At 54.7% G+C, this 24,118-nt stretch carries 27 protein-coding genes; 11 read left to right on the top strand and 16 right to left on the bottom strand.

Annotation, left to right across the window (positions count from 1 at the left end):
* Positions 1-11: 11 nt before the first annotated feature.
* From H7R73_RS05560 to H7R73_RS05540, 5 genes are all read left to right on the top strand, one after another.
* Positions 12-584: a YajG family lipoprotein gene (locus H7R73_RS05560; RefSeq protein ID WP_039040711.1), complete on the top strand. Its 573-nt coding sequence runs from the start codon at positions 12-14 to the stop codon at positions 582-584.
* A 14-nt stretch (positions 585-598) separates the two neighbouring features.
* On the top strand, positions 599-1,150 hold the full coding sequence (locus H7R73_RS05555) for a peptidylprolyl isomerase (RefSeq protein WP_010673361.1): 552 nt from the start codon (positions 599-601) through the stop codon (positions 1,148-1,150).
* A gap of 114 nt (positions 1,151-1,264) precedes the next feature.
* Positions 1,265-1,594: a hypothetical protein gene (locus H7R73_RS05550; protein ID WP_103260660.1), complete on the top strand. Its 330-nt coding sequence runs from the start codon at positions 1,265-1,267 to the stop codon at positions 1,592-1,594.
* Positions 1,595-1,679: 85 nt separating this feature from the next.
* The gene (locus H7R73_RS05545) at positions 1,680-3,083 is read left to right on the top strand and encodes an AmpG family muropeptide MFS transporter (protein WP_048208191.1); all 1,404 of its coding nucleotides are present in this window, start codon (positions 1,680-1,682) and stop codon (positions 3,081-3,083) included.
* A gap of 156 nt (positions 3,084-3,239) precedes the next feature.
* Positions 3,240-4,046 carry a nucleoside-specific channel-forming Tsx family protein gene (locus H7R73_RS05540; RefSeq protein ID WP_039040713.1) on the top strand — a complete coding sequence of 269 codons (807 nt, stop codon included), beginning with the start codon at positions 3,240-3,242 and terminating at the stop codon, positions 4,044-4,046.
* 103 nt (positions 4,047-4,149) lie between these two features.
* Here H7R73_RS05540 and H7R73_RS05535 read toward each other — a convergent pair whose 3' ends face one another.
* Entirely contained in the window at positions 4,150-4,632 is a 483-nt protein-coding gene (locus H7R73_RS05535) for a YajQ family cyclic di-GMP-binding protein (protein WP_010673357.1), read from the bottom strand.
* Between the two features lie 358 nt (positions 4,633-4,990).
* On the opposite strand from H7R73_RS05535, the gene H7R73_RS05530 reads away from it, so the two are divergent.
* The 3 genes from H7R73_RS05530 (at position 4,991) to H7R73_RS05520 (ending at position 8,057) form a co-directional block, all read left to right on the top strand.
* A complete protein-coding gene (locus H7R73_RS05530; protein ID WP_039040714.1) occupies positions 4,991-5,938 on the top strand; it encodes a ketopantoate reductase family protein in 948 nt (315 codons plus the stop codon).
* A gap of 30 nt (positions 5,939-5,968) precedes the next feature.
* A complete protein-coding gene (locus H7R73_RS05525; protein WP_103260661.1) occupies positions 5,969-6,544 on the top strand; it encodes a DJ-1 family glyoxalase III in 576 nt (191 codons plus the stop codon).
* A 238-nt stretch (positions 6,545-6,782) separates the two neighbouring features.
* Positions 6,783-8,057 (top strand): IS4-like element ISApu2 family transposase, encoded by a 1,275-nt coding sequence (locus tag H7R73_RS05520; protein ID WP_011191341.1) that lies wholly within the window; start codon positions 6,783-6,785, stop codon positions 8,055-8,057.
* Here H7R73_RS05520 and H7R73_RS05515 read toward each other — a convergent pair.
* The 4 genes from H7R73_RS05515 to H7R73_RS05500 form a co-directional block, all read right to left on the bottom strand.
* Positions 8,038-8,805 carry a hypothetical protein gene (locus H7R73_RS05515; RefSeq protein WP_182951557.1) on the bottom strand — a complete coding sequence of 256 codons (768 nt, stop codon included), beginning with the start codon at positions 8,803-8,805 and terminating at the stop codon, positions 8,038-8,040. The genes H7R73_RS05520 and H7R73_RS05515 overlap by 20 nt on opposite strands.
* The gene (locus H7R73_RS05510) at positions 8,805-9,068 is read right to left on the bottom strand and encodes a hypothetical protein (RefSeq protein WP_158657349.1); all 264 of its coding nucleotides are present in this window, start codon (positions 9,066-9,068) and stop codon (positions 8,805-8,807) included. Before H7R73_RS05510 ends, H7R73_RS05515 begins: the two co-directional genes overlap by 1 nt.
* 234 nt (positions 9,069-9,302) lie before the next feature.
* A complete protein-coding gene (locus tag H7R73_RS05505) occupies positions 9,303-10,046 on the bottom strand; it encodes a hypothetical protein (protein ID WP_103260664.1) in 744 nt (247 codons plus the stop codon).
* A gap of 119 nt (positions 10,047-10,165) precedes the next feature.
* Entirely contained in the window at positions 10,166-10,573 is a 408-nt protein-coding gene (locus H7R73_RS05500; protein ID WP_182951556.1) for a hypothetical protein, read from the bottom strand.
* Between the two features lie 78 nt (positions 10,574-10,651).
* Here H7R73_RS05500 and H7R73_RS05495 point away from each other — a divergent pair, with 78 nt between their 5' ends.
* On the top strand, positions 10,652-11,599 hold the full coding sequence (locus H7R73_RS05495) for an IS30-like element ISAs2 family transposase (RefSeq protein WP_019706001.1): 948 nt from the start codon (positions 10,652-10,654) through the stop codon (positions 11,597-11,599).
* Here H7R73_RS05495 and H7R73_RS05490 read toward each other — a convergent pair.
* The 6 genes from H7R73_RS05490 to H7R73_RS05465 form a co-directional block, all read right to left on the bottom strand.
* Positions 11,565-12,047, bottom strand: coding sequence for a hypothetical protein (locus tag H7R73_RS05490; RefSeq protein WP_182951555.1), 483 nt, complete (start codon positions 12,045-12,047; stop codon positions 11,565-11,567). The two genes, H7R73_RS05495 and H7R73_RS05490, sit on opposite strands and share 35 nt — an antisense overlap.
* A complete protein-coding gene (locus H7R73_RS05485) occupies positions 12,047-12,364 on the bottom strand; it encodes a hypothetical protein (RefSeq protein ID WP_145983735.1) in 318 nt (105 codons plus the stop codon). The genes H7R73_RS05490 and H7R73_RS05485 overlap by 1 nt, the downstream gene beginning before the upstream one ends.
* A gap of 268 nt (positions 12,365-12,632) precedes the next feature.
* Positions 12,633-13,427 (bottom strand): hypothetical protein, encoded by a 795-nt coding sequence (locus H7R73_RS05480; protein ID WP_103260666.1) that lies wholly within the window; start codon positions 13,425-13,427, stop codon positions 12,633-12,635.
* Positions 13,427-14,065, bottom strand: coding sequence for a hypothetical protein (locus H7R73_RS05475; RefSeq protein WP_182951554.1), 639 nt, complete (start codon positions 14,063-14,065; stop codon positions 13,427-13,429). The genes H7R73_RS05480 and H7R73_RS05475 overlap by 1 nt, the downstream gene beginning before the upstream one ends.
* Positions 14,046-15,077 carry an IS630-like element ISAhy2 family transposase gene (locus H7R73_RS05470; RefSeq protein ID WP_001809438.1) on the bottom strand — a complete coding sequence of 344 codons (1,032 nt, stop codon included), beginning with the start codon at positions 15,075-15,077 and terminating at the stop codon, positions 14,046-14,048. The genes H7R73_RS05475 and H7R73_RS05470 overlap by 20 nt, the downstream gene beginning before the upstream one ends.
* A gap of 88 nt (positions 15,078-15,165) precedes the next feature.
* Positions 15,166-15,453 carry a hypothetical protein gene (locus H7R73_RS05465; protein ID WP_182951553.1) on the bottom strand — a complete coding sequence of 96 codons (288 nt, stop codon included), beginning with the start codon at positions 15,451-15,453 and terminating at the stop codon, positions 15,166-15,168.
* A gap of 130 nt (positions 15,454-15,583) precedes the next feature.
* On the opposite strand from H7R73_RS05465, the gene H7R73_RS05460 reads away from it, so the two are divergent.
* A complete protein-coding gene (locus tag H7R73_RS05460; protein ID WP_011191341.1) occupies positions 15,584-16,858 on the top strand; it encodes an IS4-like element ISApu2 family transposase in 1,275 nt (424 codons plus the stop codon).
* Here H7R73_RS05460 and H7R73_RS05455 read toward each other — a convergent pair.
* The 3 genes from H7R73_RS05455 to H7R73_RS05445 are packed head-to-tail and all read right to left on the bottom strand — an operon-like array spanning position 16,826 to position 22,067.
* A complete protein-coding gene (locus H7R73_RS05455; protein ID WP_182951552.1) occupies positions 16,826-19,156 on the bottom strand; it encodes a toxin VasX in 2,331 nt (776 codons plus the stop codon). The two genes, H7R73_RS05460 and H7R73_RS05455, sit on opposite strands and share 33 nt — an antisense overlap.
* Positions 19,153-20,022, bottom strand: coding sequence for a DUF4123 domain-containing protein (locus tag H7R73_RS05450; protein WP_103260668.1), 870 nt, complete (start codon positions 20,020-20,022; stop codon positions 19,153-19,155). The genes H7R73_RS05455 and H7R73_RS05450 overlap by 4 nt, the downstream gene beginning before the upstream one ends.
* Complete coding sequence (locus tag H7R73_RS05445; RefSeq protein ID WP_103260669.1) at positions 20,022-22,067, bottom strand: type VI secretion system Vgr family protein; 2,046 nt, start codon at positions 22,065-22,067, stop codon at positions 20,022-20,024. The genes H7R73_RS05450 and H7R73_RS05445 overlap by 1 nt, the downstream gene beginning before the upstream one ends.
* A gap of 45 nt (positions 22,068-22,112) precedes the next feature.
* Here H7R73_RS05445 and H7R73_RS05440 point away from each other — a divergent pair, with 45 nt between their 5' ends.
* Positions 22,113-22,358 (top strand): hypothetical protein, encoded by a 246-nt coding sequence (locus H7R73_RS05440; protein WP_041211262.1) that lies wholly within the window; start codon positions 22,113-22,115, stop codon positions 22,356-22,358.
* A 62-nt stretch (positions 22,359-22,420) separates the two neighbouring features.
* On the opposite strand, the gene hcp1 is transcribed toward H7R73_RS05440, so the two are convergent.
* Both hcp1 and H7R73_RS05430 read right to left on the bottom strand, forming a co-directional pair.
* Positions 22,421-22,939 (bottom strand): type VI secretion system effector Hcp1, encoded by a 519-nt coding sequence (gene hcp1 / locus H7R73_RS05435; RefSeq protein WP_005332563.1) that lies wholly within the window; start codon positions 22,937-22,939, stop codon positions 22,421-22,423.
* A gap of 231 nt (positions 22,940-23,170) precedes the next feature.
* Positions 23,171-23,935 (bottom strand): LuxR family transcriptional regulator, encoded by a 765-nt coding sequence (locus H7R73_RS05430; RefSeq protein WP_041214665.1) that lies wholly within the window; start codon positions 23,933-23,935, stop codon positions 23,171-23,173.
* Between the last annotated feature and the right edge of the window lie 183 nt (positions 23,936-24,118).

Here is a 24,118-nt window from a genome sequence, read left to right as displayed (position 1 = left end):
GGAAACCCATGATGAAAAAGTCACTCTTGCTGCTGGCCGCTCTGGTATTGGGCGGTTGTGCTACTCACTGGCCCGAGAGCGCCCTGCTCAACCCGCAAGTCATCCCCTCCAACCAGCAGTACTACTCCGGCAACCGCATCACCATGGAAGGGGTGGACAAACGTGAAGCCGCCTATGTTTTCTCCATCAAGAAAAAAGAGAAGGCCCCTGTGCTGGTGAACAGCAGTCAGCCTCTCAACAGCCTGCTGGCTGAAAAACTGGCGGAAGGGCTGCGCAGCCAGGGCCTGGAAGTGGGCAACAGCGGCACCACCAACCTGACGCTGGCCATCTCCACTGCCGCCGTCACCGTGGAAGAGAAGACCTTCACCTATGTCACCAAGTCCCGCGTCAGCCTGCAGGTGATTGCCGACTTCCAGGGCAGCAAGCTGACCAAGCAGTTCAACATGTCCTCCAGCAAGGAGGGCCCGGGCGAACCGAGCATGGCCGATCTGGAATCCACTCTGAACCAGCAGCTGGGCAGCGTGCTGCAGCAGATCATGGCCGACGAGGCACTGCGCGGTTATCTCAAGGGCCAGCCGAGCTGAGCGAGGACATATAAATGAAGAAACTCTGGTTACTGGTCACCCTGATCGCCCCCCTGGCTTTTGCCGGTCAAAAAGTCCAGATGGAGACCAACCATGGCACCATCGTCGTGGAGCTGGCCCCCAAACAGGCGCCCCAGACCGTGAAGAACTTCCTGCGCTACGTGGCAGACGGCAGCTATGACGGCAGCCTGTTCCACCGAGTGATCCAGAACTTCGTGGTGCAGGGTGGGGGCTACAACCAGCAGTTCCAGCCCCTGCCGACCTTCGATCCCGTGGTCAACGAGTCCAGAGGCGGCCTGCCCAACAAGCGCGGCACTATCGCCATGGCCCGCACCCAGGCGGTCGACAGCGCCACTCGCCAGTTCTATTTCAATCTGGTGGACAACGACAACCTCAACGCCAATGCCGGCGCCGGTTACACCGTGTTCGGCCAGGTCGTGAAGGGGATGGAGGTGCTGGACAAACTGGCCCAGGTCCAGACCGGCTACAGCTCCATCCTGCGTGCCAACGACGTCCCCACCAGCCCCATCATCCTGAAGAAAGTGGTGCTGCTCGCGGACAAATAACGCGGCCCGGATCACATTCCACCGCGTCCCTGAACGGGTCACCGGTCTCTTTTTCTATACTCAGCTCCCCGATGTGTGCCACGCATCGGGGAGCAGAACCAGAAGGAGGAGCCGGTGACCTGTCATGATTACATAACCCAACACGCCGGCCCGCTGGCCCAGGCGGTTCGCCATTTTCTGGCACGTAAGATTCCCTATCAGCAGTTGGAAGACTTGAGTTGGCAGCTCCTCTCCCATTGGCAGGCGCTCTGCGTGATCCCCATGGACAAAACCCCCGCCAACGCACAGGAAGGGGTGTTCTGGCATCTGCTTCACAGCCTGCACCTGTGGGATGAGCAGCACCTCCTCTGTGATGACGCGCTGCGTCTGCAACTCATGGCCTGCGCCAATTTTCTCGCCGACGAGGGCCCCTGCCCGCACCACTGCATCGGCTCGCGCCCCTGAAACCTGCCGCGCGCCACTCGGCTTGCCTTGGCTACGCCTGCCGAACCTGACAAAATGACCCCCTTTTCCCCGAGGAGTCAGGCAGTTGAACAATCTCCGCCCGCCCAGCCACACACCGGGCCGCGCCACCCGCTGGCGAGATGCCCTCGCCGTCTATCTGGAAGCGCGGGTACTCATCCTGTTTGCCATGGGATTCTCCTCCGGCCTGCCTTTGCTGCTGGTCTTTGGCACCCTCTCGTTCTGGCTGCGCGAGGCGGATGTCAGCCTGACCGACATCGGCTACATGAGCTGGGTAGCGCTGGCCTACGGTTTCAAGTGGCTGTGGTCGCCCCTGGTGGATCGGCTGCCCCTGCCCCTGCTGTCACGGCTGCTTGGGCGGCGACGCAGCTGGATGCTGTTCTCCCAGGTGCTGATCGCCCTCTCCCTGGTGGGGATGGCCTATTGCGATCCCAAGACCCAGCTCGCCCAGTTGGCCCTCTTCGCCCTGCTGGTGGCCTTCTCCTCTGCCACCCAGGACATCGTCATCGACGCCTATCGCATCGAATCCGCTCCCGAGCGGCTGCAGGCGGCCATGGCCGCGTCCTATATGACGGGGTATCGACTCGCCATGATCATGGCGGGAGCGGGGGCGCTTGCGCTGGCGGCCTGGCTCGGCAGCAACAGCGGCTATGACTATCGCGGCTGGCAGCTCACCTATCTGCTGATGGGAGGGCTGATGTCTCTTGGCATCCTCACCACCCTGATGAGCCACGAGCCGCAGATCGATCTCAAGAGTCAGGACGAGCAGCAGATGGCGCGCAAGGCCACCCTGCTGGCACGGGGTTGGTCACCCACGCTGGCCGGGCTGGGGGCCTGGACCTACGAGGCCATCTGGTGTCCCTTCGCCGACTTCTTCCGCCGCTACGGCTCCTCGGCCCTGCTGATCCTGGGGCTTATCGCCTGCTATCGCATCTCGGACGTGGTGATGGGGGTGATGTCCAACAGCTTCTATGTGGATCTGCAGTTCAGCAAGACGGAAGTGGCCACCATCACCAAGGTCTATGGCGTCATCATGACGCTGGTGGGGGCCGCGCTCGGGGGCGTGCTGGTGATGCGCTTTGGCACCCTGCGCATCCTGTTCCTCGGCGCCGTGCTGACCGCCAGCACCAACCTGCTGTTCGCTCTCCTCAACGAAGTGGGCCACAACCTGGAGCTGCTGACCCTGATCATCTCGCTGGACAACCTCAGCGCCGGCATCGCCACGGCTGCGTTTGTGACCTATCTCTCGAGTCTCACCAACGTCGCCTTCTCCGCCACCCAGTACGCCCTGTTCAGCTCCATCATGCTGTTGCTGCCCAAGTTGCTGGCGGGGTTTTCCGGTCGGGTAGTGGAGCAGATCGGCTACAGCCACTTCTTCATCGGCACCAGTCTGCTCGGCATTCCGGTGATGATCCTGATCATCATGGTTGCCAAACGAGGCAGCACCTTGTCACCACAAACGCACAAATAGCAAGCGTTTGCGCATTTTAGGGGGTGATTAGATTCACAAATCCTGACAAAGTTCCCTGGTGCTTGTTTATCCGTTGAATTTATTTGGCTAGAATCCCTCCCGCTCCTTGTGGGCAGGCTACGGAAAACCTCAACTAACGCACAAGAGACCAATAAAATGGCCAAATTTACCAAGACTCTGATCGCTGCCGGTCTGCTGGCTGCCTCCGCCACTCCGGCCTTCGCTGCCGACTACAGCGGCGACATCCACAAGAACGACTACAAGTGGTTCCAGTTCAACGTGATGCACACCATCGATCAGCTGCCCTACGCTGAGTCCGAAGGTGGTTACAACGATACCTACTTCGAAATGGAGTTTGGTGGCCGTTCCGGTATCTTCGATCTGTACGGTTACGTCGACGTATTCGACATCTTCCAGAACCGTCACGACGACAAGCACAACCAGGACAACCTGTTCATCAAATTTGCACCGCGCATCTCCATCGATGCCATGACCGGCAAAGATCTCTCCTTCGGCCCGGTGCAGGAAGTCTACATCGCCAACCTGATCAACGTCGGTGGTCCGGATGGTCTGTTTGAAGCCATGACTGGTCTGGGTGCAGACGTCATGGTGCCCTGGTTCGGCAAAATGGGCATGAACCTGTATGCCCGTCACGTCAATGAAGGCGGTGGCGAGCAGGGCTGGAACGGCTATCAGTTCTCCATGAACTGGTTCAAGCCTTTCTACACCTTCTCCAACGGCAGCTTCGTAGCCTATCAGGGTTACCTGGATCACCTGTTTGATGCCAAGGACACTTCCACCGACGGTACCGCCATGTTCAACGGCCTGTACTGGCACTCCGACCGCTACGCCGTCGGTTACGGTCTGAAGTACTTCAACGACATCTACGGCATCCAGAACGGTTCCTACGGTCTGAAGACCACTGGTTTCGGCCACTACTTCTCCGTAACCTACAAGTTCTAATCGAACTCGTCACACGGACACAAAAAACCGGAGCAGCTGCTCCGGTTTTTTTTATGCCCTCATGCTGGCAGTGGGGGGAGAGCCGCGCCCTCCCCGTTCGCCATCAATCGCGGAAGTTCTGGAACTGCATCGGCTGGCCCAGTTCGGCGCCACGCACCAGCGCCATGGTCTCTTGCAGATCGTCGCGCTTCTTGCCGGTGACCCGCACCTCGTCGCCCTGGATGGCGGCCTGCACCTTGATCTTGGAATCCTTGATGAGCTTCACCAGCTTCTTGGCCACTTCCTTGTCGATCCCCTGCTTGAACTTCACGGTCAGGTGGAAACGCTTGCCGGAGTGGACGCTGTCACCCACGTCCATGGAACTGTTCTCGATCTGGCGCTTGAGCAGGGCGCCACGCAGGATCTCGACCATCTGCTTGAGCTGGAAATCGGCGTCGGCTTCCAGCTTCACTTCTTCCTTGTTCAATTCGAAGCTGGCTTCCACACCACGAAAATCGAAACGGGTCGCCAGTTCACGGTTGGCGTTATCAACGGCGTTCAACACCTCGTTCATTTTGACTTCAGAGACAATATCGAATGACGGCATAGCCGGGCTCCTCATGCTGTACTTCAGGTTGTGCTGACAGGTGGGCAAATCTACCAGAAAACGGGCAAATTTGCTGATTTCGATGGGATTGCTCTGCTAGAATCCCCTGCGCACAGGAATGGTGAGACCCGTTAGAACCCGTTCAGGAGCGGTCGCGAGAGGTCCGACACTCGGTGAAGTGCAGCCCAGACACCCGCATGTTCATGCATACATGAGGCTCCCTGGCTGCGCATGAACCTTGAGCACGACCCGGCAACCAGCTCATGCACCGGTTCCAGGTATTCACCAAGCGACATCTTCCCTTATCCCGGGTTGGCGGTTGACAGGATGGCAGCCCTTCCCATGATCGAGCCTCTTCATGCCAAGCGGATTACGCGACAACAACCTGAAAACACGCCGTCACCCTGTCTCTCCCGAGTGGACCTTGCTGGGCTGCGGCGCCCTGGGCGGCGTCTTCGCCTCCCTGTTGACCCAAAGCGGCCAAGCAACCCGCCTCCTGCTGCGCGAGCGCCATCGTGCCACCTTGCACCCCGGCGTCGACTTTACCTCCCTTGAGGGGCATACCCAGCTCCTGGCCATCGAACGCGCCTTCATCGACAAGCCGGGCAGCATCAAACGCCTGCTGGTGATGACGAAGGCGGGGCAGGTGATATCGGCCCTCACTCCCCTGGTCGGGCAACTGGCGGCAGGAGTGCCCATCGTGCTGCTGCACAACGGCATGGGGATCGCCGATCAGGTGGTCGCACTCTTCCCCGACAACCCGGTGATCGCCGGCGTCACCAGCCATGGCGCCATGCAGAGCGGCCACTTCGTGTTCCGCCACACCGGCAAGGGGGAGACCTGGCTGGGCCCAATCAACGAAGCGGCCCGTGCCCATGCTCACCTCGCCGACGAGCTGGCCAGCGCCCTGGGTCAGGCCGGTTGGGATGAGCAGATCCTGACACGTCAGTGGCAGAAACTCGCCGTCAACTGCGCCATCAATCCCCTCACCGCGCTCTACAAGCTCAAGAACGGCGAATTGGCCGGTCCGCGTTTTGCCGATGCCCTGCAGCAAATCTGCGTGGAAGTGGCTGACGTCATGCGGGCCGAAGGTCAGCCTACCGGCAGCGAAGAGCTGCTACGCCGTGTCATGATGGTGGTGGAGCTCACCGCCGACAATTACTCTTCCATGTATCAGGATATGGAACAGGGCCGCGAGACCGAGATCGAGGCCATCACCGGCTTCCTGCTGGGCAAGGCCGCCCTTCACGGTATCGCGGTGCCGGTCAATCAGGGTCTCTATCAGGCCGTCAAAGAGAAGCGCTGAGCAGAGCAGCTGGCAAGCAAGGAGTGCAAGATGAGTGTACTGGTACTGGTGGCCCCCGGGTCGGAAGAGATAGAGACGGTTGCCATCGTCGATACCCTGGTTCGGGGTGGCATCGATGTGGTGCTGGCCTCCTGTTGCCCCACCGGAGCGCGCCAGATCCGCGCCTCTCGCGGGGTGCAACTGGTGGCGGATTGCCATCTCGACGAGCTGACCACCCGTGACTTCGATGCCATGGTCGTGCCGGGCGGTCTGCCCGGCAGCGAAGTGATCCGCGATACCCCCCTCGCCATCGACCTGCTACGGGAGCAGGCAGGCCTCGGCCGCTGGCGCGCCGCCATCTGCGCCGCACCCGCCGTGGTACTGCACCATCACGGCTTGCTGGGGGATGCGAGCACCACCTGCCATCCGGGCTTTCAGGCCCGTCTGCCCGAGACACAATTGAGCACGGCGCGGGTAGTGACCGATGAGGCCCATCGCCTGATCACCAGCCAGGGCCCGGGTACCGCCATCGAGTTCGCTCTCGAGATAATACGGGTACTGCGAGGTGACGAGGCCGCTCACGCGGTGGCCGGTCCCATGATCCTCCCCCCTTCGGTATCGCCATAACCACATCGGGCACTCCGATGAAAGCGACAGAGCCCCCTTGTCAGTGGCAAGGGGGCTCTGCTTTGGAGGCTCAGACGGCATGGAGATGGTCTTCACCTGACAGCTACGATATAAAAAATCAAATCATTGGATGGCCTCATGTACAGGATCTTTAGCTACAACCAATTGAAATAGATAGAAAAAAGGCTTCGTTTGTGATCTGATTTAATCGCAAAAAAAAACCGACACGCCCGAAGCCATGACTATTATCAATGCAACCCAGTACCTCAAGCAACTTCTTAGCTCTTCTGAACTCAACCGGATCGGTAAATTTACCGGTTTTTGTCAGCGACTCCGGGATATCCAGCCTGCGAGACTACTCCCGGCTCTGCTCTCAGGGCTTGGTTGCGACAAGGTGGATGGTATTGCTGGTTTGCATCGCCATTTCAATGCGTTGCAGCTCCATGATACTGACCAAATAGCGTATAAACCCTTTCACAACCAGTTACGCAAGCAGGGTTTTCCCTTGTTCATGCGCGCACTGGTTGAACGAGCCATCGCCTTACGCCTCAAGGAGTGTCTACCGGACGCCCACGGACTGGCAGGCTTTGAGCAGGTACTGCTGCAGGACGGGTCGTCATTCGCGTTACATCCGCAATTGGCAGAACATTTCCCGGGCCGATTCAATAAGCACAGCCCCGCTGCGGTAGAGTGTCATATGACCATGTCCTTGCTGGACCAGTCGCCGATATCGATGAGTATCACGGCGGATACCGAATCGGAGCGCAAGCATCTTCCGGCCGCAAATTCGTTAAATAACAAACTGTTATTGGCGGATGCCGGTTACATCAGCCGCGAGTACTTTGCTGATGTGACCAAAGCCAAAGGAAGCTATCTGGTCAGAGGGAGTCAAAATCTCAATCCCAAAGTACAGGCAGCTTACCGACAGGACGGCAGGGAAATGCCCAAGTTACTCGGAAAAAAGCTCAAGGATATCGATCGGAGAAGCTGCAGAGCCGAGGTTCTGGATCTGGATGTGAGTTCGGGAAAGTATAAATATCGACTCATAAGACGTTGGTTTGCAGAGGAAAAACGGTTCTGTATATGGATGACCAATCTTCCGCGTGAGCGATGGCCAGCCGAGAAGGTGATGGCATTGTATCGTTGCCGTTGGCAGATCGAACTGTTGTTCAAAGAGCTGAAATCACATAACCGGTTGAAGGCGTTCGCGACACGACAAAAAGCGATAGCGGAAGGCTTGATCTGGGCTAGTTTGCTGGCCTTGCTGGTCAAACGTCGGCTGGCGCTGACGCTGATTGGCAGCGCGGAGTTATCGATGCTGAAGATTGCCAAAAACAGCGCGCTTTGGTTAATGCCGATATTGGCGAGCATCATCCATGGTGCGTGGCAGGAAATAACAGAGAAGTTGGAGTGGGCAATGGTGTATTTATCCAAAAACGGCAAAAAGAGTAGGCAGAGAAAATCCAAGCAAAACAACACGTTAGACGGTATTATTAATTCGCTTGCCGCTTAAGGTTCTGTACATGTGGATGGCCTTTTATATATTTTATATCGACACATCTAATCTGCTCTTTGATCAGACCGACAACTTTTTCAAAATCTTCAGATTTACAATATAAATTATCGCTATATGAAATTTTAAATGGCGTTGATTCAAACCTTAATGCTTTCTTTTTATTGGAGATGATTAACGTATAGTCCCAATCTTTTTTAAACATGGTTTCATGCTCTGTTACTTCACTTTTAAAGTCAGTGAAAAATATCGCAAGGAGTGCCATCCCACCAGCCCCCACCAGAGAAAATGGTCCCAATACAGCCACTGCAAATACACAGACCACCACGCCAAGCCAAGCCAAACCACGGACTATCGTATAAGCTACTTCTGGAATAACATCCTGATAAGTGACAATAACGCCTTCTGTTGTAAGACGGTAATGATAGTTTTTATCTGCCATCACTAAATAACGAAAATAAGGGATCATTGCTATAGCAACACCGAATGCTAGATAAGCAAACCCCCAATCAACATCACCTGTAAGTAATACACAACCTACAGCAAATAACGTCATAACTGCAGTGACTAGAAAAATAATAAGCCAAGCAAATGGTGTAGAAACCCGAATATTCCACTCCTGAAGAATTGGGGCCTCACGCACTTTTTTTTGATTGGCATCGAGAATACGTTGTTGCTCTTCCTGTGGTAATAGACGAAAAGGAATCACCTGCTCATTCACATCAACTTCCTCGTTCGACTTATCCATTATTTATTCCCTTGCTTGCCGACCACCAACGCGGGTATTGTACCCAGATCGCCGCAGCAGCTATTCAATGTCACAGGGCCGCCACTACTACTGTTACCCTTGAAAATAAACTCCCGCTGAACCATGCCCCCGAGATACCCCAGTTCCAGTTTGATGGCCGAGTTGGTATCAACCTCCAGCGGCAGGGAATAGACTATGTCCTCCCAGCTCCCGCGATATGTCTCCAGCGTTCTGGGTTGCATGGCGGTCTGATAGCTGGCCAAGTCCTCTTTCGTGTGTACCGGCACCATTTGACCGACCAGAGCCAGAGGTTGGCCGATAACGCTTAGCCCAATGGTCAACCCCCGTAAGACGTTAGCCACCAAGTGTTGAAATTTGATCAACCAGGAAGATGGCTTGCCCCTGATGGATTACAACGGTAGAAATTTCACTACGTAAAAATTGACGACCAGCTCTATTTAACATAGCTGGTCGAATAAAGAATTTAATTTGTTTCGTTAAATCCCAGGGTGACCTTTGATATATTTTACACTTTCAATAAAGATATGAGACTTTATTAAGTTGAGAATAACGTCTATATCCTCGACTCTACAATAAAGTGTACGACTGAACGCAGACTTAAACGGTACAGATTCAAACCGCAATGCTCTATGTCTCTTCGAGATGGTAAAGACGTGTGGCCATTTTTTGTTAAATAGAGTGAATTCCTCACAGACTTCACTCTTAAAGTCAGTGAAAAATACAGCAAAGAGAGCCATGCCACCTGCACCAACCAGTGCTAACGGACCCAATACAGCCACAGCCATCACGCAAACCACCACCCCAAGCCAAGCCAACCCACGGACTATGGTATAGGCCATTTCGGGAATGGTATCTTGATAAGTGGTGATTAAACCTTCTGTCGTTAGCCGATAATGGTAGTGTTTATCCGCCATCACCAAGTAACGTAAATAGAGCGTCATTACTATCGACATACCGATCATCATATAAACAAAAGTCCAATCATTATCTCCAGCAAACCATACCGCCGCACCTCCAAATAGCATCATTGAACCAACGACTATTAATATCATTGGCCATGCAAATGCTGTAGACACCCGGATATCCCATTCATGAAGAGTTTGTGCCTCACGCACCCTTTTCTGATTGGCATCTATTATGCGTTGTTGCTCTTCCTGCGGTAGCTGCTGGAAAAGAGTCTCCTGCTCATTGCCCTCAATAACTTCGTTTTTCTTTTCCATTATTTATTCCCTTGCTTTCCGATTACCAGCGTCAAAAACACCATGGCGGCGAACCAATGTAACAGGACCGATGCTAAGGTTGAGCCAAGAGCAATAAACATGAAAGTCTCTCAGAATGATTATTTTAGCTCATCCAGTGTTCTTGGTACGCCTACATCCAGAGAACTGTGAGGAGCTCTATTTAATGACAATATAGTTTTAAATTCCCTATACTCCCGGCAATTTAATATTGGTAACAAGGATGCCAATATTTTTTTCAATTCGTTTTTATAGCAGTAAAAATTTGCAAAGCCTGAATAACCAAACGGGATGGTTTCGAATTGAACGAAGGCTGCGTTATTGACAACCTTAATCACATTGGCTTTATTTTTATTGAACAATGTATATTCTATATGTTCTTCCTTTTTGAAATCAGTGAAGAAAATTGCAAAAAGAGCCATACCACCAGCACCGACCAAGGATAATGGCCCTAATACGGCTACTGAAATAATACATACAAGCGGGAATTCAGATAATAAGTGCGACACTCATGGATGAATGGCGAGAGGTGGCCAACTGCTGATTGGTGGTACCCTTCTGCTCGCCAAAGTAAAAGCAGTATCACCATGAGCTATCAGCAGTTGACCGAGGGGCAACGATACCAGTTATCGGTGCTTCGCGCACAGGGGATGTCCATCCTTGCCACCGCACGCGCCATTGGCGTTCATCGCTCCACCCTCTACCGGGAGCTGCGTCGTAACGCCGGGCCGCAGGGCTACCAGCCAGACAATGCGCATCAGCACGCCACCCACCGACGGGCCAGTGCGGCCAAATCTCGGCTATCTGCCGATGTCATCCAGTTTGTCGAGCTGACACTCGCCTGGTGGTGGAGCCCGGAGCAGATAAGCGCGGTGGGCAAGCAGATAGGCCTCATGGTGAGTCACGAGTGGATATACCGCCATGTGGCCGCCGACAAAGCCCGGGGTGGCCAGTTGTACCGCCATCTGCGCCAGGGCCACAAGCGCTACCGCAAGGGGGCGAGCAGCCTGCGTTCTCCCATCAAGGAAGCCCGCTCTATTGATGAACGGCCGGCTATCGTCGATAGCCGGGAGCGGCTCGGTGATTGGGAGGCGGACACGGTGCTGGGCAAGCAAGGCACAGGTGCACTGGTCACCCTGGTGGAGCGCAAGAGCCGGCTCTATCTGGTCAAGCGGGTCGCGAGCAAACAGGCTGGGGTGGTGCGGGATGCGATAATCGAGATGTTAACGCCCTACATCGAGCAGGTGCATACCATCACCTTTGACAACGGCGGCGAGTTTGCCGAACACAAGGCGATAGAGGAAGCGCTGGGTGCCGAGACTTACTTTGCGCACCCTTACTCTTCGTGGGAGCGCGGTCTGAACGAGAACAGCAATGGGCTGTTGAGGCAGTTTATCCCAAAGGGAACAGACCTGAGAGAGGTCACGGACGAGGATGTCAGGAGAGCGGAGCAGTGGCTCAACCTACGACCTCGGAAATGTCTCGGATTCAGGCAGCCTGTCAAGGTATTCGAAGAGTACCGTCAGGCGGCATAGGCGAGTGTCGCACTTCGAAGTTGAATTCGCGAAGTACACCCAACCAAGCCAAACCCCTGACTATTTTATAAGCTATATTGGGAATGGAATCTTGATAAATAGCAATAAGACCTTCGCTAGTAAGGCGGTAATGATAATCTTTATCAGCCATTACCAAATAACGAAAATAGAGGGCTAGCCCCCCCATAATAATAAACCCCCAGCCTATAGAGGCCATGTTATCTCCTAACGCTAACCAAGCGCCAATCAAGATCAATATCCCTATTGGTATTGATATGATCAGCCAAGCGTGGGGATTTCTAACTCTAATATTCCACTCATGTAGCGTAGGAGCCTCACGCACCCTTTTTTGATTAGCATCGATAATACGTTGTTGCTCCTCATGCGCTAGAAGATGGAAAGGGGTTTCCTGCTCACCCACCTCGATTGCCTCGTTCACCTTGTCCATTATTTATTTTCCCTATTGCCAACTACCAACGTAGACATTGTGTCTAGTTCGCCGTTGTAGCCATTTAATGTAACAGGACCGCTACTGCTACAGCTGCCCTTGAAAATAAACTCCCGCTGAATCATGCCCCCGAGATAGCCCAGTTCCAGCTTGATGGCCGAATTGGTATCCACACCCAGCGGCAGGGAATAGACCATATCATCCCAACGCCCTCGTAGCGTCTCTATCACCTTGGGTTTCATTGCAGCCAGATAACGGTCCAGCTCCTGTTTGGAGCGCGCGGAGATCATTTGGCCAGCACTGGCAAGTGGTTGCAAAGTGACATTTAACCCTATGGGTTGTCCTCGTAAATGGGCAGGGAGTGAGAGTTCCAACTGTCACTAGGAACGACCTGTGTCCATCCAGCCCTAAGGTGCGGTGCGTACCACAGTCAAACTGCCCCCTGGCTTATTGACCAGCATTTCAAAAGGAACCAGATCATCTACGATAGACTGATTGCACCAGAGTTGATTGAAATCACCACTTTTTTGACACCAATAATTTCTCTATAACTGTCACATCTGACAAAAGTATTACTCGAAGGATTTACTTATTGATCTCATCCATCCTTCTTGGCGTGCCAACATCCAATACACCAACGGGAGCTCTGCGAAGAGATAATTCGCTTTTAAACTCTCTATATTCATTACACCCAAGTTCTTTCATTAAGCTTGATAAGATTTTATATAGTTCACCTTCATTACAATATAAATAAGAGAACTCGAACCAACTGAATGGAATGATATCAAAGCGAATAAGGCTTCTATTTTTCACAACTTTCACAACATATTTTTTATCTTTATTAAAAACCGTGTATTCAACTGATACTTTCTTTTCGAAGTTAGTAAAAAAAACAGCAAAAAGTGCCATGCCACCTGCACCAACCAGTGCTAACGGTCCCAATACAGCCATAGCCATCACGCAAACCACCACCCCAAGCCAAGCCAAGCCACGCACTATGGTGTAGGCCATTTCGGGAATGGCATCTTGATAAGTGGTGATTAAACCTTCTGTCGTTAGCCGATAATGGTAATGCTTATCAGCCATAACCAAATAGCGCAAATAGGGGAACATAATCACCCCCACTATAATAAAAACCCAGCCATTGGATGAACTATTCCATAACATTCCCGCACCGATAAGTATAGGTGTACCGATCAACAAAAATATAAAAACAGGAACAAAAGACTCTCTAACCCTTATTTCCCATTCATGTATCGTCGGTGCCTCGCGTACTCTTTTCTGATTGTTAGTGTTTATTTCATGCTGCTCTTCCTGCGATAGTTGATGAAGAGGGGTTTCCTGCTCACTTACCTCAGCCATTGCATTCACCTTATTCATTATTTATTTCCTTGGTTGCCAACTACCAAAGCCGGCATTTTTTCCAGTTCACCACTACTTGTATCCAATGTGATGGGGCCGTTGTTATTTCCGCTGCCCTTGAAGATAATTTCCCGCTGGACCATACCGCCCATATATCCCAGTTCCAACTTGATGGCACTATTGGTAGCGATACCCAAAGGTAGGGTATAGACCATGTCATCCCAGCGGCCTCGTTGTGTTTCCAGCGTCTTGGGCTGCATCGCAGCCTGATAGCGCGCCAGATCCTCTTTGGAGCGTACCGGCACCATCTGGCCAGCTCTGGCAAGTGGTTGAGAAGTGACATTTAACCCTATTGTTTGCCCTCGCAAATGGGCGGGGAGCGAGAGTTGCAACTGCCACTGGGGGCGACCGGTATCCATCCAGCCCTGAGGCCTGGAGCGAACTACAGTCAGGCTAGCTCCAGGCTTATTGACCAACATTTCAAAGCGAGCCAGTTCGTCTTCCGAGGACCTATTGGCAGGCTGCTTACCCCAGGTAGATTGTAATAACCACTTCTCCAGATCCGAGCGTTTAAAAATATTGAGCAGCACGGTCAACACCAGATAGGCGGCACCTAAATAACTGATCCCAATAGTGCTACACCTTCGCTGTGCCATAGCCATTCCCCGGGAAAGGAGACACGGTATCCATGAAGTGTTTCACTCGGGCCAGCAGGTTTGCCATCCCTCTGCATTGATGATTGCGCGTGATGGTTTCATGTAACTTGTGCCATAGCCGTTCTATGTGATTAACCCAAGGGCTGTAAACTGGCTGGAACACCAGGCAGAACTTGGGATTCTTCTTCAACCATCGCTCGGTCTGTTTGCTTTTGTGAATGATGTAGTTATCGAGGATCAACGTGATGGTTTTGGCTCGTCGGTAGTGGTGGCGCAGCTTTTCCAGCATGGCAATAAACAGCGATGAGTTTTTCTTGATCCCGCTGACGTAAAGTACCCTTCCGTTGCCTGCGTGGAGAACGCCTGCCAGATAATGCTTGGCATTCTGCCCCGGTGTGACAACCCGCTTTTGCTGCGCTCTGAACATCCAGTCGGCTCCTAATTTGGGATTGAGGTCTATATCGACTTCATCCTCATAAAACACCGGATTATCGGCATCACAGCGGGCCAGCGCGGCGTCGATATTCGCCATTTTTTCCTGATAGGCTGGGTCTTTTATCCGCAAGGTCGGCACGGGCCTGCGCCAGACAATGCCCATACGAGGTAACCATCGGCGGAGCGTGGAGGCTGCCACATTTAGCCCTGTTAACCGATTGATTTTTATAGCCAATAGTTCAGTACACCAACGGCTGCGCTGATAACCAAAATCTTGCGGAGAAAACTGCATGAGCAGCACCAGTAAGGTGACAATCTTGGCGATAGGTAAGACTGGGGCACGGCCAGCCGGTAAGGCTTCTAGCGCATCTATGCCTTCATCTCGATACCACCGAAGCCAACGACCGATGGTCGAGCGCGCAGCGCCGGTAAGGTGATGAACATCGGTGATCGTGCGTCCTTCATGTAACAGCAAGATGGCCATCAAGCGACGAGCATGTCCTTTATCACGGGTGGCATGGATGATTTTGTGAATGCGGCGCCGTTGTGGTCGTGGCAGAGGTGGTAGGATAGGCATCAACTCAGTCCTTTGGGTGTGGCTTGTTTTGTTTAGCGACTAATCAGATCGCACAAACTGGACTGAGTTCCCTTCCTCCGGTGATCTACTATTCGGAACAGCTATTTAGCACAAAGAGTCCAACCAGCATCCAGGGCGCAAAGATCGCTGCGATTGATGAGAAACCCAATCCATTCCCCAGCAGATAGAAGAGCTGTGCGCCAAAGATGATTCCTTGCCCCAGCAATACTCCTGCTTTCATCTGCAAGAGCGTCTTTTCCATATCACTTATCAGGGGATCCTTGCTGGCCTGGAAGGTGTCCCACATCTCTGCCCCGGCAGCCACCATTCCCAATCCAGCAAAAGCTAACATCCGCATAGAGAATGACTTAATCAAAGCTCCACTCTTACTTCCCAGCACATCACCATGTACAGGATCTTTAGCTACAACCAATTGAAATAGATAGAAAAAAGGCTTCGTTTGTGATCTGATTTAATCGCAAAAAAAAACCGACACGCCCGAAGCCATGACTATTATCAATGCAACCCAGTACCTCAAGCAACTTCTTAGCTCTTCTGAACTCAACCGGATCGGTAAATTTACCGGTTTTTGTCAGCGACTCCGGGATATCCAGCCTGCGAGACTACTCCCGGCTCTGCTCTCAGGGCTTGGTTGCGACAAGGTGGATGGTATTGCTGGTTTGCATCGCCATTTCAATGCGTTGCAGCTCCATGATACTGACCAAATAGCGTATAAACCCTTTCACAACCAGTTACGCAAGCAGGGTTTTCCCTTGTTCATGCGCGCACTGGTTGAACGAGCCATCGCCTTACGCCTCAAGGAGTGTCTACCGGACGCCCACGGACTGGCAGGCTTTGAGCAGGTACTGCTGCAGGACGGGTCGTCATTCGCGTTACATCCGCAATTGGCAGAACATTTCCCGGGCCGATTCAATAAGCACAGCCCCGCTGCGGTAGAGTGTCATATGACCATGTCCTTGCTGGACCAGTCGCCGATATCGATGAGTATCACGGCGGATACCGAATCGGAGCGCAAGCATCTTCCGGCCGCAAATTCGTTAAATAACAAACTGTTATTGGCGGATGCCGGTTACATCAGCCGCGAGTACTTTGCTGATGTGACCAAAGCCAAAGGAAGCTATCTGGTCAGAGGGAGTCAAAATCTCAATCCCAAAGTACAGGCAGCTTACCGACAGGACGGCAGGGAAATGCCCAAGTTACTCGGAAAAAAGCTCAAGGATATCGATCGGAGAAGCTGCAGAGCCGAGGTTCTGGATCTGGATGTGAGTTCGGGAAAGTATAAATATCGACTCATAAGACGTTGGTTTGCAGAGGAAAAACGGTTCTGTATATGGATGACCAATCTTCCGCGTGAGCGATGGCCAGCCGAGAAGGTGATGGCATTGTATCGTTGCCGTTGGCAGATCGAACTGTTGTTCAAAGAGCTGAAATCACATAACCGGTTGAAGGCGTTCGCGACACGACAAAAAGCGATAGCGGAAGGCTTGATCTGGGCTAGTTTGCTGGCCTTGCTGGTCAAACGTCGGCTGGCGCTGACGCTGATTGGCAGCGCGGAGTTATCGATGCTGAAGATTGCCAAAAACAGCGCGCTTTGGTTAATGCCGATATTGGCGAGCATCATCCATGGTGCGTGGCAGGAAATAACAGAGAAGTTGGAGTGGGCAATGGTGTATTTATCCAAAAACGGCAAAAAGAGTAGGCAGAGAAAATCCAAGCAAAACAACACGTTAGACGGTATTATTAATTCGCTTGCCGCTTAAGGTTCTGTACATGAGCACATCACTAATAGGCAATGATGTCAGTGTTTTACCGTTAATTACTAGAGGTTTTAGCTTCTCCCATGCAGCCCCCTGATAGAGCGCGGCGATGGCATTGCCCGTCCAGGCGAAGGCAGAGCCCAACTGCATATTTGCCCGTTCCCGGCCGATGGACTGGGCGTTTTGCGCCGTCCCTGCGATGACCACAGTCAGATTCCAGAGGTTGAGCAGGGCAACCAGCCCGCCAAAGGTCGCCAGATTGGGAATTCTCTCGTTCATGGCCGTGATGCGTTGATTCACGCCGCTACGCACGCTCGCCAGATAGTCACCAACATATTGTCTGGCTTGTTGCTGGTAGAGATCGCCTTTCAGTTTCACCAGCAGGGGCATTTCGCTGGCAATCAGGGTATCAAGCTGTTGTTGCAAGGTTTTTAGCTGACCGTTGATGGCCTTCACCGTGGTGCTGCGCCCGGGAGGGGGGGAGCTGATAGCCGACATCTCTTTGACAATGATCCAGATCTTCTGCTGGAAGCGGTTGTGGAGCATCCGATAGTCTCGGTTGACCTGCAGCGGCTGGTCGCCGAGCAGGGATTCCAGCAGTACCAGTCTGAGGTTGCCCGCCAGGTTGTTCTTCCAGGCGTGGGGCAAGATGGCTGCCATGATCTGGGCGTGAGCCCCCTTGGCCATGGACTTTCCAGCCATTTTCATGGCTTCAATGACGGCTTCGAGCGTCTGGAACCAGGACTTTTGCTTGAATCTCTCGTCCCCCAATAGCGTCTCCAGATCAGCCGTTCTGCCATAGAGGGCTGTCATATCCCCAGAGGAGGTGCTGAGCCAAGCATTGTCTACCGTCAGCTCGCTCAATCCCTTGTGCAACGCGGCATCAAAGCCATAAGGGGCTAGCGCCAGCAAGTTGTCGCGGCTCTTTTCGCCCAGCAGTTTCTCCAGCGCTTTCTTCCTCTCCTCCGTGTGGCAGCTAAGAGAGAGTACCGGCCCGACCTCGGCAAACAAGGTCTGCAGATAGGCTTGTCCCTTGGGTGTTCTGTTGTCCAGACCAAAGGGCAGCGGATCGGCCTTGAGGCGGGTCACACCGTTGAACAGGTCTTCATGAGCCCGCGTCAGGGCCAGCTCCAGCTCATTGAGTGGCACCTGGTACTGCTTGATAAAGGCATTGAGCCCGCTCCAGTTGACCTCATCCTGGAAGGCGGCGCGCTCTTTCCATTGGGAAACCTGTTTTTGGGATGGATTGAAACCATATTGTTCCCGCAAGATTTTCAGCTTCTCATCAGCCCGTTTCTCCATAGGGGAACTGAACATCGCCATCCCTGGCTCTGCCGTCATGCTCTCCATGTCGGCGAGGTAGCGATCCCCAAGATAATCATCCAGCGCCTCTTCAAAGGCCTGGGTCCTGGCGACATTTCCCCTGACGGAGGCGGGCAACTCCTTCTCGTCGAACCGCACCCTGGCCAGGTTGCGCGTGACCTCCGCCATCATCAGCTTGTGGCTGTTGACCTTGATGGTGGCATCATCTTTCCCCAGCAGAGCTTCGCGCTTGGCGAGCAGTTGATTGACCTTCATGGAAAGGTCGGCAAGATCGGCCAGCGGGTCCTCCAGAGCGACCACCATGGCGCTCTTGGGATCCGGTATGCCCGCCTTGTAGGCAGTCGGCGAACTCGCCGGTTTGTGAGCCAGCAACTTGATCCCCTGCTTGTCCTCTTCGGCAGGCTTGGCAAGAGGGGTAGAAGAGAGCACAAATCCCTTGTTGGACATCCCCAGGTCCGCAACCTTGTCGAGCACATCTGGCAGACCGCAATGAGGGGCCTTCATGGTGCTGGCAAAACTGCCCACTTTCACCTGCCGCATCCAGGTGGTGCGCAAACCGCCGCTCTTTTCCATCTCATGCTTGATGCGCCCCGTCCAGCGCTGGGGAGAATAAGCGAGGGAGAGGGTATGGCTCGCCGGGTAGAGCAGATGCCCCTTGCTTCCCTTGCTCTGGCTGATGAAGGTCGCTCCCTTTATCTCGTACTCATCAAATGTCTTGGTCTTTTCGTCATAGACATAGAGCCAGCCATCGCGCAGTTGGCGCAAGGCATAACCGCTCTCTTTCAACTTGAAAGGCACCACAAAGCCTGCTCCGGCGGGGACTGGGTGAGGCTGCTTTTGTAGCGGGGAGAACGGCTCATCCAGGGCATAACGCACCGGGATGATGGCAATCTTCTTGTTCTTGAGCGGACAGACTCCTGCCGGGCTCTTGCTGTCGGTCGTACTTGCACACTGGGCGGTTTGATTGGGCGTACTCATGCGTCTTGATCCTTGTTGCTCAATGCGGCAGCAAGCTCGGCGGCCTGCTCGATACGTTGCGAAGGGGTCTGAGGCGAACGCTGGGTAATCAACGCCTTGATCCGGGGATGCTCATCTTCATCAAACCAGCCACTACCGAGATACCCCATCACATTGAAAAACAGCAGCAGATCCCGCTTGCTCTCGAATCCCTGGGCATAGGCGTAATCAGCCCAATGGGCAATCCAGGCCATGGGTTCTGGCAGCGTCTGCATGCGAGCCCCAAACCAGGTGTGCATGTGTGCTCTTATCCCATCGAGGGTGTGCAACCAGCTCACCTCTCCCAGACGGCGCCACTGCACGTCGGAAAGTCGCAGGCGATCCCCCATGGGGGACCCCATTCCAGGCGCGGCAACCTTGTGCTGCCACACCTGCTCCTCCCCCTGCCGGGTCGGGATCCAGACTTGAGCCACCCCCTGCCAAAGCCAGGGTTCATCATCCATAAACAGCCGCCACATGGTCTCCGGCATGGCCAGCTTGAGCAAAATTCTGCTGCCATAGGGACTCTCCACCTCGATAAGCCCACGCAGTCGCTCGGCCAACGGCAACAGAGAAAGAGGGGACGATAACAGGTAACCCCATGATGCATCGCGGTTTTGCATAAACCAATCCAGCAAATTGGGCGTTGCACAGACCAGACAGGGGCTCACTTCTCGCAAGCTGTCCCAGGGGGCGTGAAGGTAAACAGGCTGATAGGAAGGCAATGGGTCCTGCTCGAACAACGCGCGCTCCAGCGCGGGAATGCGCGCCCCATCGAGCAACAGATAGAGTTGCTCACCGCTGTTCAGCTCGATGTCGGGACGCTCTGCGACGAAAGCCATGGCCATCAGCCACCACCCTCCTGTCTGGCCAGTTGCTCACAGATCTCGCACACAGGTTCGGCAGACTTGAGCGTCGCAATCTGACGTGCGGGGTCCATGGGAGGTGGTGGCGCCACCACCTCAACCGCACCGGGCTGGATCGGCATCTGGCCACCCCAGCCAGAGCCAGACCCCGGGCTGCCGCCTGAGTTCATCTTGATGGAGCCGCCCGAGAGGGTGACACCGCTCGGGTCGATTTTGACAAAACTCCCCCCCACCTTGAGGGTCAGCTCGGCACCCGCCTCCATCACGATCTTCATGCCCGCCTTGTGGTGTACCTCGCTTCCCGCTTCCACCAGCAGGGATTGCCCCAGCTTCTGGTGCAAGCTGGCATCCACGGTCAGGGAATAGTCGGCCTTGATGTGATCGCGCTTCTCTCCATTGACGGTGAGATGGTCATTGGTCTTGATGCGGGTCACCCGCTCATTGTCGATGTCCCTGTGTTCGTCGTGCTTGATATGCCAGGCGGCATCATTTTCGATAAGCACGTTCAGGTCTTTCTGACCGTGGATATAAACCTCTTCCTGCCCCGCCTGGTCTTCAAAGCGCAGCTCGTTGAAACCCTCCCCCTGGTGGGTCTCGGTGCGCAGCACTGTGCGGGTCTTGTTGGCAGGCAGCTCATACGGCGACCGGTTGGTGGCGTGGAAGGTGCGACCGGTCACGATGGGCTGGTCAGGGTCGCCTTCCAAAAAGGAGACGATGACCTCGTGGCCGATGCGCGGGATGGCCATCATGCCGTACTGACCACCGGCCCAGCCCTGGGAGACTCGCACCCAGCAGGAGCTCTGGTCGTTGGAGCTGCCGTAGCGGTCCCACGGGAATTGCAGCTTCACCCGGCCGTGTTCGTCGCAGTAAATCTCCTCCCCTTCGGGACCCACCACCATGGCGATTTGCGGGCCATCCACCATGGGCCTGTGGGGGGCTTCCGGGCTGCCAATACGGGCCCGCCAGGTGGTGCTGGCTTTCACCACGCCGAACTCATTGTGATAGACGGTGGGGCCACTGCCCCCCTCCTCTTCCAGCGCCTGGGGCTGCAAGCCGGTATGCTGGATGCGCACGACTTGCCAGTCGGTGTTGAGGCTGCCGTTGGGATGTTCGGTGAGTGCAAACGTCTGCCCCGGCTGCAAGGCGGCGTAGTTGGACTTAGCCTGGCCCGCCACGGCATCGCTGCGCAGCGCATCGAGCCGGTGCTGGGCAAAGGCCTTGCCGCTCGGGTCCGCTTTGTAGCGACCCGGATAGTCGAAGTGCTGGTAGGTGTCGCGCTGGTGGGTCAGCTCCGCTCCCACCTTTTTGTGGGAGAGACCGTAGGCCGGGGTCTTGAAGCTGTAGTCCTTGAGCTCCACATCCGAGGGGCGCACCGCCTCCCGGTAGTGGAACTGCCGCACATAGGGGCCTTGCTCAAGGGAACGATTGCCGAGGTTGAAGAAGAGCTCGGGGCCTTGAGTCAATGCCGCCGCGTCGTCGGCAAAGACGATGCGGTGCTTGCCCGCTTCAAACTCGTGGAAGTAGAACATCCCCTCTTCGGCGGCGAGGCGGTTCACAAAGTCGAGGTCGGTTTCCCGGTACTGAACACAGTATTCCCGCTGGGCATGCTCGTTTTTGAGCGCAAAGGCGTAATCGGTGATGCCGTGCTCTTGCAAGAGGATACTGAGGATTTCATCGGGCTTCTGCGCCTGGAAGATGCGGGAGTTGTGGCGAAGCGACAGCCGCCACAGGGCCGGCTGCACCATGAGCTGATAGCGGGTGCGGCGAAAACCGCTGTTACCCTGCGCAAAATCACTGACCACCCCGCACACCCGGCGCTGCGGCTCGCCGTTGTACCAGACCAGCAGCTCGCACGGCTGGTCAAGCACGGCGCCAACGTCGATGTCGGGCTGGGCACTCGCCAGCTCAAGGCGCAGGTTGAATGGCCGATTGAGCGCTTCATCCAGCGCAAACTCGGCCACCACGAAAGAACTCTCGGGCAGAGCCCCCACCTTGACGGTGAATTGTAATCCTGTGCTGTCTGCCATGAGGGCTCCTTAACCTGCCAGTTCGCAGCCCTGGGAGCTGCACGGATGACGTCTGAGATCAGGCGCGTCGCAAGATGGGTCACCATCGCCATCAGCATCGCGAGGGAAGGCACGGTGCAAACTGAGAAGCGCCGCTTTCATCTGACAAGGCAATCGTGGGAGATGGCGCGACCGGCCTTCGTTGTGCTTTGCCATCCAGCCGCCATGCAGCCGGATGGCAAAACACAAAAGCTCCGACCACATCCGGTTGAATGGGTCGGAGAAAGCTTGCACGGGTCTGGTGACGGCTGACACGGCAGTCATCAGGCCCTGGGGTGCACTACAAGGAACAACGGCAATCAATAAATCGGTGATCAGGCCTCGATCGGCGCGCGCCAGTCATCCGCACCAGAGGTACCGGCAACGGTGTGCTCCCAGTCGATCTTGCGGTAGGCCATGGAGACCTGGATCAGCTGGGTGAAGTCGGACTTCGCCGGATCCTGGCAGTGGGGCATCTGGCAGTCGATGTCAACGATGGTGGCATCGGTCAGCACAGTGCTGAAGAAGTGCTCCTGCTTGCCCTCGACGGAGGTGCGGTACCACTTCAGGGTCACTTTCGGCAGCATCTCGCCGGAGGCCAGGGAGTTGTACATCAGCGGCACGGCCTTGTTCAGGGCAACGGTGAACTTGAACGGCTTGTGGACGCGCTGACCCGCCGGCTGACCGGATTGCGGATCGGTCGGCACGGTGACGACGTGCTGGAACTCTTGTACCAGCATCTCGTCTTCGTGGCCCTGCACGAAGATGTTGCCGACGGAATCGGAGGTGAAGGCACCGGCGGTGATGTTGCCCTGGGTTTTACCTTCGATGCTGATATAACATGGGGTTGGCATGGAATTGCTCCTGATGGTTGAACGGTTATGACACTCGCCCGAATCCGTTAGCAGCGTCCATGCCACTCTTTTTACCCATTACATTTCAATCAGTTATAAAAAATCTCCCCATAAGGCAGTACGCTCGGCGCAATAAGTTGTACTTTTCAACACGTTTGACCATCAGTCATTGCACTGGCAGTTCAATATTCTGGTATGCGCGCAATTTTTTGCGCCAATCCGACGGGAACACTACTGTTCGTCCACATTGGCGACGGCGGCCAGCTCTACATTCAACCTCACCACCCCCTGTTTCAGCGCCCAGGAGATCGCCTGGCACTTGCTGCTGGCCCCCAGCTTGGTGACCACATTGTTCAGATGAAAGGTCACCGTGCGCGGGGTGATCCCCAGGATCTGCGCAATATCGCTCGTCTGCTTCCCTTCCGCCGCCCAACGGCACACCTCCAGCTCGCGCAGGCTCAGGGCATCATGAGAGGACTCCCCTACCAGGCAGACTCTCACCACCGCCTCGAAGATATGCATGGATAGCCAGCTGAGAAAAGGCACCGCAGAGAGCCACTGCGCTCTGGTGCGAGGTGTGCTGGTGATCAGGGAGAGCAGGCCCACATGACCGTTGGCCCCGTGCCAGGGAAACGTAATGCCGTCGCGCAATCCCGCCTGCTGCGCGAGCGTCATCACCGCAAGGCGCTCATCGTCACAGACCCCCTGCACCATGAGATCCGCCCACAGGATGGGGGTGCTCTGCTCCATGCCGCGCTGGACGACGGGATCGATGGCAAAGAAGTTGGCCTGGGTATAGGCGTCAACCCACTCCTGAGGACAACCATTGAAGATGGTGACATCCGGTCGCTGTATGGTGCTGGGAGACATCAGGGCCAATCTGAAGTAGTCAAATCCCGCCTGTGTCGTCAACTGGCGCAGCAACGCCACTATGGTGTGCTCATCGTCGGCCTGTTCGAACCGGGAGATGAGATCTAACGCGTAGCTTGTATCCATGTTGTCGAATTGTTTTCAAATGGTGTCGGCATTGTTTTTCATGAAACCCAATGGGAGCTGAATCACGTGCCAACAAATAGAAACGGAACCCGTGAAACCCTGATCTCAGGGCCCGCCACGAGCATCAAGGGGCTCGCTCTCGGCGGGATGGAGGGCATGACGCAGAGCGAAATACCAATAACC

This window comes from Aeromonas sp. WP2-W18-CRE-05 (assembly GCF_014168615.1).
GTDB classification, from domain to species: Bacteria; Pseudomonadota; Gammaproteobacteria; order Enterobacterales; family Aeromonadaceae; genus Aeromonas; species Aeromonas caviae.
This window is presented reverse-complemented; position numbering and strand designations above follow the sequence as displayed.

What these genes read in the sequence shown, in the direction of transcription:
- H7R73_RS05560 (WP_039040711.1), top strand. Translation starts at nt 12, where the DNA reads ATGAAAAAGTCACTCTTGCTGCTGGCCGCTCTGGTATTGGGCGGTTGT.
- H7R73_RS05555 (WP_010673361.1), top strand. Translation starts at nt 599, where the DNA reads ATGAAGAAACTCTGGTTACTGGTCACCCTGATCGCCCCCCTGGCTTTT.
- H7R73_RS05540 (WP_039040713.1), top strand. Translation starts at nt 3,240, where the DNA reads ATGGCCAAATTTACCAAGACTCTGATCGCTGCCGGTCTGCTGGCTGCC.
- H7R73_RS05535 (WP_010673357.1), bottom strand. Translation starts at nt 4,632, where the DNA reads ATGCCGTCATTCGATATTGTCTCTGAAGTCAAAATGAACGAGGTGTTG.
- H7R73_RS05530 (WP_039040714.1), top strand. Translation starts at nt 4,991, where the DNA reads ATGCCAAGCGGATTACGCGACAACAACCTGAAAACACGCCGTCACCCT.
- H7R73_RS05525 (WP_103260661.1), top strand. Translation starts at nt 5,969, where the DNA reads ATGAGTGTACTGGTACTGGTGGCCCCCGGGTCGGAAGAGATAGAGACG.
- H7R73_RS05520 (WP_011191341.1), top strand. Translation starts at nt 6,783, where the DNA reads ATGACTATTATCAATGCAACCCAGTACCTCAAGCAACTTCTTAGCTCT.
- H7R73_RS05515 (WP_182951557.1), bottom strand. Translation starts at nt 8,805, where the DNA reads ATGGATAAGTCGAACGAGGAAGTTGATGTGAATGAGCAGGTGATTCCT.
- H7R73_RS05505 (WP_103260664.1), bottom strand. Translation starts at nt 10,046, where the DNA reads ATGGAAAAGAAAAACGAAGTTATTGAGGGCAATGAGCAGGAGACTCTT.
- H7R73_RS05495 (WP_019706001.1), top strand. Translation starts at nt 10,652, where the DNA reads ATGAGCTATCAGCAGTTGACCGAGGGGCAACGATACCAGTTATCGGTG.
- H7R73_RS05490 (WP_182951555.1), bottom strand. Translation starts at nt 12,047, where the DNA reads ATGGACAAGGTGAACGAGGCAATCGAGGTGGGTGAGCAGGAAACCCCT.
- H7R73_RS05480 (WP_103260666.1), bottom strand. Translation starts at nt 13,427, where the DNA reads ATGAATAAGGTGAATGCAATGGCTGAGGTAAGTGAGCAGGAAACCCCT.
- H7R73_RS05475 (WP_182951554.1), bottom strand. Translation starts at nt 14,065, where the DNA reads ATGGCACAGCGAAGGTGTAGCACTATTGGGATCAGTTATTTAGGTGCC.
- H7R73_RS05470 (WP_001809438.1), bottom strand. Translation starts at nt 15,077, where the DNA reads ATGCCTATCCTACCACCTCTGCCACGACCACAACGGCGCCGCATTCAC.
- H7R73_RS05460 (WP_011191341.1), top strand. Translation starts at nt 15,584, where the DNA reads ATGACTATTATCAATGCAACCCAGTACCTCAAGCAACTTCTTAGCTCT.
- H7R73_RS05455 (WP_182951552.1), bottom strand. Translation starts at nt 19,156, where the DNA reads ATGAGTACGCCCAATCAAACCGCCCAGTGTGCAAGTACGACCGACAGC.
- H7R73_RS05450 (WP_103260668.1), bottom strand. Translation starts at nt 20,022, where the DNA reads ATGGCCATGGCTTTCGTCGCAGAGCGTCCCGACATCGAGCTGAACAGC.
- H7R73_RS05445 (WP_103260669.1), bottom strand. Translation starts at nt 22,067, where the DNA reads ATGGCAGACAGCACAGGATTACAATTCACCGTCAAGGTGGGGGCTCTG.
- H7R73_RS05440 (WP_041211262.1), top strand. Translation starts at nt 22,113, where the DNA reads ATGACGTCTGAGATCAGGCGCGTCGCAAGATGGGTCACCATCGCCATC.
- hcp1 (WP_005332563.1), bottom strand. Translation starts at nt 22,939, where the DNA reads ATGCCAACCCCATGTTATATCAGCATCGAAGGTAAAACCCAGGGCAAC.
- H7R73_RS05430 (WP_041214665.1), bottom strand. Translation starts at nt 23,935, where the DNA reads ATGGATACAAGCTACGCGTTAGATCTCATCTCCCGGTTCGAACAGGCC.